This is a genomic window from Abyssisolibacter fermentans, from assembly GCF_001559865.1.
Lineage (GTDB): Bacteria > Bacillota > Clostridia > Tissierellales > MCWD3 > Abyssisolibacter > Abyssisolibacter fermentans.
Window position 1 is genome coordinate 14,720 of record NZ_LOHE01000039.1, and the last position, 13,791, is coordinate 28,510.

The window sequence follows — 13,791 nt, forward strand, 5'->3', positions numbered from 1 at the left end:
TATAGTTACTCCTCTAAGAATAGCTTAATATTTAAGATATCCTTTCAACTCACTTGCTTTATTATAAGCTGATTGCAAAAAAATTTGTGGTGAATAAATTACTCCTTTTTCAGGAAAAACCTCAAAAGACAAATTTCCTTTGTAATTTATTTCTTTTAATTTCATCATCATATTATTCCAATCTATTTCCCCTTTTTGAGGCAGCCAATGCCTGTCCTCTTGACCATCATTGTCCGATAAATGTATTGCCATTATTCTTTCTCTGTATTTATCTAATAAATATGTAGTGTTTTTGCTGAATAAGTTTGCATGAGATGAATCATAGCATATCCCTAACCAAGGCGAACTAAAATTGTCCAATATTTTTTCCAAAAACTCATCTTGTCTAGTATTTTCTAATGCTATTTTTATTTTGTATTTTTCTGCTTCTAAAAGAATTTTCTCAAAAGAATATAATCCGTAGTCATTAATAATTTTATCATCATAACCTTCTGTAACATGCATAACTATCATAGGAATTTCATGTTTATAACAGTCATGAATCCACCTTAAGCTCATATCAATAATTTTTTCACGATCCATTTCATCACTGCTCCAAAGCAAATTACTGTCTTCATATGGTGCATGTATATTTTCAATATCTATATCCATTTTTTTAACTTTATTAAATTGCTCTAATCCTTCTCCTGAAAATAAATCTGGTTCCCACCATAACATTATAGAATCAAACCCTGTATCCTTTATCATCTTAATACGTTGCGTAAACGGTAAAATATATCCAAACCAATGAAATATGCCTAACTTCATATTTTCATACATTATGTCCTCCTAATTATGTCAAAGCCTTTTTCTGCTTAATAATTACACTAAAAAATATTAATAAGTCATTGTAATGATAATTCTGTTCGCTAACCTATTACAATATTATACACTTATTTTCCATTATAGTAAATAGTTTGTGATTTATGAGCTGATTTGTATATTAATTTCAAATACACTATTGACTTTTCAATTTTACACAGATTGTCCAAACTTAATAATTATTAATAAAGCTATATTGCCCGGGTTATAATTTGTACAGATGTATTATTTAATTTATATATATTGCTTCATACCAGCATCAAATGCTTCTTTGTCACCAACTTCTATTCCAAATAATGCTTCTTGCAATGCAAATGTACTCGCATAAAATCTAGCACGATATAATAATTCTTCTACATTTGGATAAATAGGTTTGAAAGATTTTACAAAATCTTCTCCATATCCAAATGGTCCGATTAATGATGCTATATCAATTGCTGGATCTCCTATTGAAACATCATTAAAATCAATAATGCCGCTTATTGTTTGGCTATTTGAGTCAAATATTATGTTTGAAGGTCCAAAATCTCCATGTATTAAGGTCTTATTAAAATTATAATTTTTTTCAAAAAAATCATTAAAATTTTCACTAATAGAATCTTGAGACTCTTTTTTCATAAATGGAAATAATTTTTTCTTTATCTTTTTAAATAAACTTACCCATTCATTATAACCATCAATAACATCAAGCTCATATTCGCAAATTTTTTCTAATGGTATACTATGTAATTCTTTCAAAAACAACGCTAATTGCTTAGCAATAAAATCTTTTCTTTGAGTATTATAAAAAATGTCTTTTTTAAAAGAAATACCTCTAATCATTTTATATCCACTATATACACAACCAACTTCATATGAATCAAGATTATTATATATTGGATTAGGGATATTCAAAGAAATATAACTCTTTAATATATTTAAAATTCTAACTTCTTTTTTTAACTTTTCTATTCCCTGTGGATATTTTGGAAACTTAAAAATAAAATCATCGTTGATAATAACAACATCATTGTTTTGTCCTTCTTTATTAAAGCAAAATTTATCTATGATTAAATGTGGATTTTCTTCTTTTATAATTTCAATATATTTATTCATTTTACTCCTCCCCAAAAGCAAATGAAAGCAACAATTGCACTACTGCTATTATCCATACTTGTAGTAATCCTGCAATGCTACTTATTCATCAATTACATCTAATTATTTAATTTAAAATTCATCTGATACTCCTGTTTCATTTATTTTAAATTTTTTATTATCACAATCTATTTCTGCCTCTACTCCATAAGGTAATATAAACATTGGTGATGTATGCCCAAAATTCATATTGTACAAAATTGGTAAATCACTTCTTTTAGCTTCATCTCTTATCACTCTCATGTATTGTTCTTTATATTCTTTATAATATTTTTCATCTTGAGGTTTACTTATAATCAACCCCCTTATTTTATTAAAAATACCTAAAGCATTGAATGCTCTAAGACACCCTCTTATATAGTCTGGTGTAGGTTTTTCCTCGCTAGTTTCTAAAAACAAAATTTTATTTTCCCACTCATTTAACTTAGGCCATAACTCTGTTCCTCTCAACCAATCCAGAACTTCTATACAGCCTCCTATCAATTTACCTTTTGTTTTACCTTTTCCTTGCAAGAGCTCATAACCTTTTTCCTCTATATTTAATTTCCTTTTTATTTTGCTATTATCTTTATTGTCCCATTTCAACCTCTCAGAAGTCCAATATTTACTAGATTCTATTTCTCCTATTTTTTCAGCATTAAATAATACTTTTTCTATCCATTTAATTGTATAATCATGCATTTGTACGTTCTCTGCAAATTCTGCAAGAACGCTTGGACCATAGAAACTTGTCAAACCAGCTTTATAACACATCAGATGATTTACAGTCGTATCAGAATATCCCATAAATATTTTGGGATTATTTTTTATAATATCAAAATCTATGTAAGGTAATAATCTTAACGTATCATCTCCACCAATATTAGAAAATATGGCTTTTATTTCTTTGTCTTTAAAAGCATTCATCATATCTTCAGCTCTAGCCTCTGGATGTTTGTCTAAATATTCACTACCTTTCAAGCTATTTGGCATTTCTATAACTTTAAGTCCGAATATTTCTTCTATCCTTCTTTTTCCTATTTCATATCTATACCTAAACTCTTTATCTGCTGCACCTCCCCATGATAAACTCACTGTTGCTACTTTATCCCCTCTTTTTAATTTTGTTGGTTTTATCATAATAAAAAAACCTCCTTATTCTGCTTTTATAAAGTGATTTTTATAACATCCTTTATTACGTTATAAAGTTATACCGCTAATAATTACTTCTTACCAATGCTTCTATGTTCATTATTTTGTATGCTTCTAATACACAAATTATAATTCAACTATACTTAAAATACAAAATATAACCATTGGTAATACTGTATCAGTTCCTAATAAAAAACCTTTTTTACCTGATATACATAAAATAATAAATTATTTTCAAAGCTAGCAACTATCTCAATTATATAATTTGTTAATTTTTAGAACAACATATGTAATTATACTCAACTGTTCTTGCCAATCTCTGCTTCAATCCTTCCGAATTAGGAAACTTTAATAACAACCGCATATCATATTCTATTGAATATAATGATAGTCTAGTATCTAATTGCTTAAATTTAAATACATCAGGACAAAATTTCTTAAACCACTTAATCAAATCTACATAATCCTCATCTTTAACAAATTTTTCATATTTCTCACATGCATAAAGATGAGGATATTCTGATAATCTTTTTATTGTATCAAGTGCATAATCTATTGATAAAACACTTGTCTTTTCAAAATCCAACAATGCAGTTACTTTATTACCTAAAACTAAAACATTATCAAAGTGTAAATCAGTATATGTTAATCCTATTTTCTGTTCATACAATACATTATGATTGACACTAATATACTCATCAATTTTGGATATAAAATTATTGTCTAATAATTTATTTTTCTTTATGCCATTTAGTTTTTCTTTTAATGAACTATATCTTAAATTATGCCAGTCTATATTATCACTCATTTTAAAATGAGTTGAAAATGTTCTGTATTCTAAAGTGTTTATACTATTAATAATATCTGCAAGCTGTCTCACAATATACTTTCTATCTTCTTTGCTAAACAAATGCCACTTTGAGTACAAATTATCTCCGTCAATTTTCTTATAAATCATATAATATCTATCTATTATATTTTTAGATGTATCTGATACTATTATATTTGGTACTGGTATTATATCTTTTAAATAATTATAACAGAAACATTCTCTGTTAAAGTTTTTTTCATTTTGCTCATTTACACAGACCTTTAATATATATTTATTATTTATAACATAAATATCATTCGTAAAACCAATATCAAGGTGTTTAATTTTACTAACAACATCAATATTTTTTTTATTGAATATTTTTGCAATTATATCTTTACTTAAACCCTTATATTCCATAATAAAACTCCTTGTAAAATACATTTGAAATATTATCTAATTACAAAACTAAATAGCTTTTATATAAAATAAAATTCTATTTTAAGAACCTCGAACATTACAGTATTTTCCATGTAATTCTTTTATTCTCTCACTCTTAATGTCTAATCTCCTTAAAAGTTAAATTTACTTTATATATTACCCTGTATGTAGAAACATCTAAATATAATATATTAAAACCTTCTCTATTTAATTCAAATTCAATTTTATCAAATACTATATATATTTCATTATCGACTATAATAAATTCTCATTTTCATAAATCTATATTTTATTAATATTAAATGACAGCTTATAAATAATAGCTAAATAAAGTTAAACATTGCAGCAATAGATGTAATAATATTGCCTAAACCATGTAATAACCAACTTGATACAATAGAACCACCAGACTGTTTTTCATTAATCCATCCACTCAGCCATCCTGACGCACCAGTAAAAGCAATAATAGTTATCGTACCTAATACTCCAGCTATTGAGCAGAAGAATATTCCATGCATCAAACCAAATAATAACCCTTGTATACTATTTCCTACTCTAAATCCAAATTTATTTATAAGTCTTTTAGTTAGAAATCCTCTAAAAAAAATTTCCTCTGATAATCCTGTTTTTATAAAAGAAAATATTAATGCAGGTATAAAAGCAGACATACCTTGTCCTGCATACTGAGAAGTTGCATTTTTAGAAGTATCAATAAATGATGGCATTATTACAAATGCTGCTATTGCCAATAACAGTATCATACCTACACATGACTTTATATATTTTTGTTTATCTTTAATAATAATTTTTCTTAAGCCTAACCAATATAAAAAATTTGAATTTTTTCTACCACTCACTATCCACCAAGTAAATGGTATGCTTGAAAACAAAACGACCTGTATAATAGCACTTATGAGTAATTCAAAAATTTGCATATTACATCCTCCAAGTATTCACAAAAAATATCTTATTGTGTTAAACCAGCAAACTTAACTCTTAAAGCAATTGGATTTTTTAACTTTCAATGTAATTTTCATAATCCTTATTTTCTCTATGCGTTATACAGTCATATGAATTATTCGATTTTACCGTATCATAAATACATGTTATAGGCTGTGCAAACGTCTAATGTATATAAACAAAACAACTACAAAGAAAATAATTTAATTAAAAAAGATATTTTCTCATTTGAATATCATCTACATTTCGTATATATTCCTTAAATCCCGCTTTCTCATAAACTCTTATTGCAGGTTTATTTTGAATATTTACTGCTAATTTGATATATTTTCGTTCATATTTAAATTTCTTTATTCCAAAATTAATTCCTTGTTCAACAAAATTTTTTCCAAGTCCTCTTCCTACTAATTCAGGTTTTAAAGCAAGACCGAGCTCCATAATTTCATCTTTAAAATAATACTCAAACAATCCAACTAATTTATTTTGATTTAATACAGCAAAACCTTCACATCCTCCAGGACCTTTCATTTTACCTGTTTCTTTAAAACTATTAAAATATGGTTCCACATAAATATTTTTCATATAACCGTCGTATTTCCAAGTTTCAATTTGTTTAGCATAATCTAAAGTCATTGGAACAAATTCAAATTCCATATTATTAATTCTCCTTTCCTAAGAAAAAATTTTTTTCAAACATTCGAAAAACTAACAAAAACATATGTAAGTCTAGTATTACGTATAACGTTAGCTAACGTGCAGAAAGCATTAACCTTCATACCTAATAATTTGCTTTATATTATCGACAGAACTAATAATATCCTTGTTACTAATATCCAATTTTATAGTATCCATTTCTTTATATAATTTTAATCTTTCAAGGCTATTATCAATTGAATTTAATCCTCTCTTACCATTTTTAATATCTTTTTTTATTCTATTCTTTAACTCTTCTTCCGAACATATTAATGTAATTTTATATATCTCATATGTTGGTTTATTACTTAACTTCTCTAGTAATTTTTCTATAATCCATTCTTGATGCATTACCCAATTAAAAATAACATATTCAAAACTAGAATTCTTAAGAAAATTATTTAATAAATGTGTTATATTATCCATTACCATTATTTTGTTTTCTTCTGTAACATTAAATGGATTCATCATCCAACACCAATCTCCATCAAGCCATACTGAATTCTCTATACTTTTATATAATTCTCTACATATTGTTGTCTTACCAACTCCCATTGTTCCATTTATTATGATAAGTTTTTTCATATATTTTAATCCTCCTTATAGTTCTCAATATTTAGTAACTCCAGCATGTTAGCTAACTTTTCGTATTTCCGACATGCCTGAACCGAATATCGTCAGAGTTTTTCTTCGTAAGCGGTGCTTGTACCTGATGAAAGGATGTGCTCCATCGTCCCTAGCCACTAACTAACTTTTCTGTGAAATATACAAAATACAATTAAAATACCTTGTAATCTTTCCATCAGCTTTATCAAATATCTTCTTAAGCTTATTATCAAGTTCTAGCTTTAATCCTTCTTCCATTCCAATATAGCCATTACCAGTACTCAGAAAGTTAATAAATTCCTCACAACTCTGTTCTAGTTGCCATGGTAGTTCAATAAACCTTGTATTTTTAAAATAACCACTATTTTCAATCTCGTCTATATCTTCTCTACTTTTTTCTATAAGTTCATCATGCTCAAGCATATATAAAACACTATACTCTTTACATACACGACTTAATTCACTAGAAAGTTCACTTCCATCATTCATGTACTTATTCCAAAATAATGCACAATTACTGTTAGGCTTTAATGCTTTTGCTAGTTTCTCATATCCTACAGGTTTTTGAATCCAATGGAATGCTTGAGCACATATCGCTAAATCAAATTGCTCACTGAACTCATCTACTTCTTCAAATCTACTAATGATGTACTCAACCTGTCCTGTTTCTTTAAATCTTTCTATTCCACGTTGAGCTAAATTCTCACCTTGCTCTATGCATGTTAAATGATAGCCTCTATCTACAAACAGTTCTGTAGCCTTTCCACTTCCCGCACCAACTTCAAGAATCTTTGCATTATCTTTAATACCTGAAATAGTAATAATGTCATTAATTATTTCTTTAGGATAACTTGGACGATATTTATCATATACGAAAGCAGATTTATCAAACTTTCTACTTTCATCAATCATTTTTTCTAATTCCCACATCATATAAAACCTCCCTGAAATTCTATTATTTCATTAACAGATGGGGCATGTACAGATAATTTTAAAGAATATTATCATAGGTACTTTTTCAAACAATATACCATTATAAATTACATATATGCTCATTTTCTTCGATTAATCTATTCCAATCCGAGATAGTCTAAAACAACTTGCACAAATTGCAATGCAAAAAATAATTAATAATGGAATAAACCATGTTACATTAAGTTTATTATATGTCATTATCTTTAATCCCCATGTAGCAGGAAATACTTTCCCAACTGTTTCAAGTCCCCTTGGCAATAAATTGGTTGGAAACATAATCCCCGATAGCATTAATGATGGTAAAAATATTAATTGTGAACACATAGTTAACTTTGATGCGCTTTTAATATACAGTCCTAATACCGTACCAATGGATAAGCATACAATAATAAATACTGCGAGTGCTACAAAGTACAACACAATATTTTCTGGCACTTTGGCACTAAAAGCTATTGGTGCGATTAAATAAATAATTATGCTTGTGATCATTAAATGTATAAAAGCTGAAATAAAGTTGTTTACTGCTGCCATCCATAAGGGAATACCCCCTACTTTATATGCTTTTTTTATATCGCTTGAGTACAATTCCTCTAACGGCGTTGGTGCTCCTATAATAGCCCCCATAGTGATAGCAAAAATAGTCATCGATTGTATTAGGCTATCCTTTGATTCTGGATTGATCGAAGCAAAAATAGTTCCAATAAATCCAAAAAATATCAATGGTACAATGTAATATGTAAGCAATACTCCTTTATTTCTTATATCCAACTTCCACTGAAGTGTTACTCCATATAAAAATGCATTCATTATTTACCCTCCTTTGCAATTTCTATAAAGCGTTGTTCAAGTGTTGCACGTTCTATTTTCACATCAATGACATTGTTGTTTGTTTCTTTAGAAAAACCAAGTAATTCAAGTAAAGCATCATCTATTTTTGTAGTAACAACAACAAGGTAATCTTGGTCCATACCATAGTAGCTACTAAATTTAAAATCATATTTCTCCAAAGGTTTTAATGTTTTTATGTAAATCTTAGTTTCATTTAAGTAGCTATTTGTAGTCAATTCTTTTGCTGTTCCCGTAAAAGCTATCTTTCCATCTTTTAATATTGCAATTCTATCACATAGACTTTCAACCTCTGCCATATCATGACTTGCCATAATTATTGTTTTTCCATCTTCTTTTAGCTTTCTTATTTCTTTATGTAATGAAACTCTACCCTCTACATCAAGTCCTGCTGTTGGTTCATCAAGAAATACAACATTTGGATTACTTATTAAAGCAAGCATTAAATGAAGTCTTCTTTTCTGACCTGTTGACATAGCACTATACTGCATATTTTTTAAATCTATTAATCCAAATCTGTCCAATAACTCAATGTTTTCATTTACTCTATTCCATTTACAAAAAAGTTTAAAAGACTCCAAAACAGTAATACTATTAGGCAATGAAGAAGATTGAAGTTGTACACCAAATGTTCCATTTATTTTTATGTGACCAGAATCGTACTTGCGAATACCCTCGATACATTCAAGCGTAGTTGTTTTTCCTGCACCATTTGCCCCTAATAAAGCAAATATCTCTCCCTCATTAACAGCAAATGAAAGTCTATTAATTACAGTATGATTTCCATAACTTTTTATTAAATTATTAACTTCAATAGCAAAACTCATTTTATCATCTCCTATAATTTCTCATTGCTAAAGTAAATATAAATAATTTTTTCATTATTTACTAATCCATATTTCATAATCATTATAATTATTCATAAGTTAGCAAATAATATAATATGTACAAGTTTCCATTTTTTATATTATATCAAATAATTATTAAAAAAACCATTTTTAAGCATTATTAATGTATTACTTAGATATTGTCGTTGTTATATAAAACTAGCTTTGTACTAAGACATAGAGAAAACACAAATCTCCCTCCATATATAATGTGGAGGGAGATTTGTCTTTTCTATTTCAAATAGGTTTTTAATTTGTTTCTTTTAATATTTCCAAGAGCACATCTTTAAATTTTTCAGGTTCATCACAGATTGGAGCATGAGCTGAATTTTCGAACCATATAAAATCTTTTTTTGGTGCTATCAATTTTTCACAATATTTTTTTACAACTAATGAAGGTGTTTGATAATCATCTCTTCCTGAACAGAAATAAACAGGTACTTTAATTTCTTTTATATGATTAACACTTAATTTAAATAAATCTGACATATGATTGCAAGTAAATTCAACACCTTGTACTATCCTCTGCATTTCTTCATCACTGCAGCTTTCTTCATATAAGTGAGATGTGTTTCTTTCACCAAAACCAAATTGTCTTACCCATTTTAGCTGTACCAAATTATCATCACTATTCTTACGTGGCACATCACCAATCTGTTCTAACTCTTTTATAGCTTCAACATTATTTTGTCTTTTTGCTTCATCTAGTAAAGCTTGGTACGCAACTTTTAAACCTTCTTGTGCATCTACTATTTGACCTGATGCAATATAAGCGTAGAATTTTTCAGGATATCTATGTACAGCATTAATGCCTAATAAAGATCCCCAAGATAATCCTAACAAATAAATTTTTTCCTTATTATATTTACTAATGAGATAATCTACTACTTCTATAGTATCTTCAATAAATTGTTCTTCATTAATTGATTCTTTAGAAATATTATCATGATATGATTTTCCTGCTCCTCTTTGATCCCAATGAGCTACTAAGAAGTTTTCTTCAATATCAGATGGAAAATGAAAAGCAATAGGACTCAAAGGAGCACCAGGACCTCCATGTAAAAAAAGCATTATAGGATTGTCAATCCTTTTTCCTCGTACAAGTACATACTGATCAACACCACCAATATTAACCATTTCTGATTCATTAATACTCGCTGTTTCATTGTGAATTTTGTAATTATTGCTCATGATTTACCCCCTCTAAGTTATCGTAATAATATAATAGTTAACATTAAAATATCTAAGTCTTAGCAAAGTTTATTCTAAGATAAATATATGAAATGCTTTAAAGGCTTTAGAAAAATCAAATGAGATTAAAAATGCATTGAATATTACTACAAGGCATATCTTAAAAACTAGATCTACTTCCTAAAATAGGCATAGTTCTCACCAGAAAAATATTGCAAGGTCACTTAGTATAAGGCAGGACAACATTTTTGATTCTTTATAATCCATTTTCAAAAGCATTGTGTGCTTCTTTTAGAAGTTCTGTTATTGGTAAATGCTGCGGACAGATTTTCTCACATTTTCTACACCCTACACAGCGTGAATAGTCTTTGCCCATCTTTTTCATTCTACTATAAAATTCAATTGCTTCTTGCTTTTTATTAAATAATGCTGCATTATTGTAAAAGTTAAATATTCCTCTAATATATACTCCTTCTGGACATGGCATACAATAATTACACTGGGTACAGTTAACTTTAATATTTTGTTTATATACTTTTTTGACTTTATTTATGGTTTCTAATTCTTTATTCGTTAAAGAACCTGCTAAAGCATTACTAAATGTTGTAATGTTTTCTTCTAATTGATTCATATTACTCATACCGCTCAAAACTGTAGCTACCTCTGGGTGATTACATACCCATCTAAATCCCCATTCAGCCGGACTTCTTTTCACATCAGATTGATTCCATATTTTTTTAACATCCTCAGGTATAATTTTTACTAGACTACCGCCTCTTAGAGGTTCCATAATTACAACTGCAAGACCCTTGTCATATGCATATTTTAATCCCTTTATACCTGCTTGATAATTTTCATCTAAATAATTAAATTGTATATAGCAAAATTCCCAATCGTAAGAATTAATTATTTCTTTAAATAAATGAAATCCATCATGAAAAGAAAAACCTACATGCTTTATTTTTCCAGATTTTTTAGCATTGTCTAGAAAATCAAAGACTTTTAATTTTTCTACCATTTCCCAATTCATGTGGCTAAGCATATGTAACAAGTACATATCTATATATTCAACATCTAATCTTTCAAGTTCTTCATCCAATATTTTATATAAATCATCATGAGTTTTCGCTAACCATATAGGAATCTTAGTTGCTACTTTAACCTTTTCTCTATAACCATCTTTTAGTGCTTTCCCTAATATAATTTCACTTTTCCCTTTGTTATACAAATAAGCAGTATCAAAATAGTTTACTCCATTATCTATTGCATAACGGATCATTCTTATACTTTCTTTTTCATCAATATTAATATTTCTTTCTCCTGATTCCCCATCTAATACAGGTAACCTCATACATCCGAAACCTAATGTTGATACTTCAAAGTCAAGCTTGCCAAATTTTCTATATTGCAATCTCATCCCCCATTTCTATTTTTTGATAAACTTAGTTCCAATAACATAAATTTATCCAATTAGTACATAATAGTGAATAATATGAAACATCCTTCAAGTAGAACTAATTAAACATTTACTTATGTCCCCAAATGGACTTTGACCTAAAGAAATATTCCTTGGTGGTACCTGTCTCCTTTCAAATTTGTGATAATCATATTTTAGTGGAATATACTAGAAAATTCAAGTCTATATTTTTTTCATAATAAATGATATAATATAAGTATAGTAAAATATATTCCTAAAACAACTATAATTCTTTAATCAATGCAGCAACCTCCCAAACGAGTTTAACCAGCAAAGCTTTATCCTTGTCCAAAAGAACGTGAACATTGTGTTTTATGGAATATCTTACGAAAGAGCCAATTACTTTTGTTAACTTATATGATATAGTTATCTACTCTCATAATTACTTCTTTACAAACCTCTAATGTATGTTCTATATTATCTTCAGTTTCTAGAGAATGACTAGCCTCATCTACTATCATTAATTCTATACCTCTATTATTGACTAAAAGATTTCTTTCCTCCTTACTTAAATAATTATCATTAGTTCCAGTTACAACTAGTCCCCCATACTTATTAATGTAGTCTAAAGTTATTCTTGTTGGAGATATAAAAATATGCTTATCGATACTATATTCTTTCGTATCTCTAAATGCACCTGATATTAGACTTCCAAAACATCTGCCAATTAGTATTATTCTTTTATATTTTCTATTATCAAAACATTTATCTATAACTTTGCTTACTTCATTAACTATAAAACTTATATTATCCTCTAATGGTTTATCACAGTTATTTATATTAGTATAAGAAATACATAAAACATCATATCCTTTTATCAAAGATGCTTTCCTTATGTAATGTAAAATTGGTCTGTCGCATAGATTATTACCCCCTGGAAAAATAACTACAAATGTTTCAGTATCCTCTTGATATAGTAGCAAATGCTCAGATTCTTTATTCTCTTCTGTTATTAATTTAATATGTAAGTCTTTAATCATACACTCCACCTCCTACATTTGGAAACTTAATGAATGTGCGTATCATCTGAAATATATTATTATATAATGCAACAACATAGCCACAATCTGAAATTATTAGCTAACTAAATAGTTACTACCTTTATTTCATCTTCTCATTAGTATTTAACATATTAAGGGATTTCTCTAGTCTTTTAGCAATGGTTTCTTGTTTTTTAGCAGATGTAATATACTTAATGAATTTATTTTTTTGGCTGTCCGTAAGGGTATTAAAAAATTCTTGTGCTAAAGGATTAGCTTCCAATCCTTCCTTTAATCTTTTTGGAATTTCTACTAATCTACTTTTGTTATCTTTTGTAATTGTAACTTCAATAGTATCACCTGGTTCTTTACCTATTGCTACTCTTATAGCCTTAGTAATTCCAATTATATGACAGTCCGTACCCATTTTCGCAAGTATCCCTCTATATTTGTAACCATCAAATGTTGCTTCAACTTTAATAATACCACTGTTACCAAAAGCCTCTTTCACATCATAAGGAAACCTAACATATGCACCATTTACTTTATCAGTGCCGATTATTTGTGTTTTAAACTTATAAACTTTATTCATATCTTCACCTCTCTCAGAAATAACTGTCGACTGATGTTTTCGCATTCACGCCGTGTAGTTCATACCAGTAGCCAATTACTTTAGTTTATATTCTGAACTCTTAATATAATCAAAATATTTCTGTATAGCTTTCCCTTAACGGAATTAGAAAATTAGGTGCTTTAGTTACACTAATCCCCAAATAAAAATACTGACCATAGAATAGC

Annotated in this window: 14 protein-coding genes; all 14 read right to left on the reverse strand. The window is 28.1% G+C overall.

What is annotated here, in order from left to right:
• Positions 1-24: 24 nt before the first annotated feature.
• The 14 genes from AYC61_RS05815 to AYC61_RS05880 all read right to left on the reverse strand — a co-directional run bounded on the left by AYC61_RS05815 (position 25) and on the right by AYC61_RS05880 (position 13,585).
• Positions 25-819, reverse strand: coding sequence for a sugar phosphate isomerase/epimerase family protein (locus AYC61_RS05815; RefSeq protein WP_066498116.1), 795 nt, complete (start codon positions 817-819; stop codon positions 25-27).
• A gap of 276 nt (positions 820-1,095) precedes the next feature.
• Positions 1,096-1,956: an aminoglycoside phosphotransferase family protein gene (locus tag AYC61_RS05820; RefSeq protein ID WP_066498118.1), complete on the reverse strand. Its 861-nt coding sequence runs from the start codon at positions 1,954-1,956 to the stop codon at positions 1,096-1,098.
• A gap of 111 nt (positions 1,957-2,067) precedes the next feature.
• Positions 2,068-3,114 carry a S66 family peptidase gene (locus AYC61_RS05825; protein ID WP_066498120.1) on the reverse strand — a complete coding sequence of 349 codons (1,047 nt, stop codon included), beginning with the start codon at positions 3,112-3,114 and terminating at the stop codon, positions 2,068-2,070.
• 280 nt (positions 3,115-3,394) lie between these two features.
• Complete coding sequence (locus tag AYC61_RS05830; protein ID WP_066498123.1) at positions 3,395-4,357, reverse strand: phosphotransferase family protein; 963 nt, start codon at positions 4,355-4,357, stop codon at positions 3,395-3,397.
• Positions 4,358-4,701: 344 nt separating this feature from the next.
• Positions 4,702-5,313: a CPBP family intramembrane glutamic endopeptidase gene (locus AYC61_RS05835; protein WP_066498124.1), complete on the reverse strand. Its 612-nt coding sequence runs from the start codon at positions 5,311-5,313 to the stop codon at positions 4,702-4,704.
• Positions 5,314-5,545: 232 nt separating this feature from the next.
• On the reverse strand, positions 5,546-5,992 hold the full coding sequence (locus AYC61_RS05840; RefSeq protein WP_066498125.1) for a GNAT family N-acetyltransferase: 447 nt from the start codon (positions 5,990-5,992) through the stop codon (positions 5,546-5,548).
• A gap of 111 nt (positions 5,993-6,103) precedes the next feature.
• Complete coding sequence (locus AYC61_RS05845) at positions 6,104-6,616, reverse strand: AAA family ATPase (protein WP_066498126.1); 513 nt, start codon at positions 6,614-6,616, stop codon at positions 6,104-6,106.
• Between the two features lie 162 nt (positions 6,617-6,778).
• Positions 6,779-7,570, reverse strand: a complete 792-nt coding sequence (locus AYC61_RS05850; protein WP_066498130.1) for a class I SAM-dependent methyltransferase — start codon at positions 7,568-7,570, stop codon at positions 6,779-6,781.
• A gap of 132 nt (positions 7,571-7,702) precedes the next feature.
• Positions 7,703-8,419, reverse strand: a complete 717-nt coding sequence (locus AYC61_RS05855) for an ABC transporter permease (protein WP_066498131.1) — start codon at positions 8,417-8,419, stop codon at positions 7,703-7,705.
• On the reverse strand, positions 8,419-9,285 hold the full coding sequence (locus AYC61_RS05860; RefSeq protein WP_066498132.1) for an ABC transporter ATP-binding protein: 867 nt from the start codon (positions 9,283-9,285) through the stop codon (positions 8,419-8,421). Before AYC61_RS05860 ends, AYC61_RS05855 begins: the two co-directional genes overlap by 1 nt.
• 309 nt (positions 9,286-9,594) lie before the next feature.
• A complete protein-coding gene (locus AYC61_RS05865; RefSeq protein WP_066498134.1) occupies positions 9,595-10,536 on the reverse strand; it encodes an alpha/beta fold hydrolase in 942 nt (313 codons plus the stop codon).
• Between the two features lie 256 nt (positions 10,537-10,792).
• Entirely contained in the window at positions 10,793-11,947 is a 1,155-nt protein-coding gene (locus AYC61_RS05870; RefSeq protein ID WP_066498136.1) for an aldo/keto reductase, read from the reverse strand.
• A 419-nt stretch (positions 11,948-12,366) separates the two neighbouring features.
• Positions 12,367-12,993, reverse strand: coding sequence for an alpha/beta hydrolase (locus AYC61_RS05875; RefSeq protein ID WP_066498138.1), 627 nt, complete (start codon positions 12,991-12,993; stop codon positions 12,367-12,369).
• Between the two features lie 121 nt (positions 12,994-13,114).
• Positions 13,115-13,585, reverse strand: a complete 471-nt coding sequence (locus AYC61_RS05880) for a YdeI/OmpD-associated family protein (protein WP_066498143.1) — start codon at positions 13,583-13,585, stop codon at positions 13,115-13,117.
• Positions 13,586-13,791 lie beyond the last annotated feature (206 nt).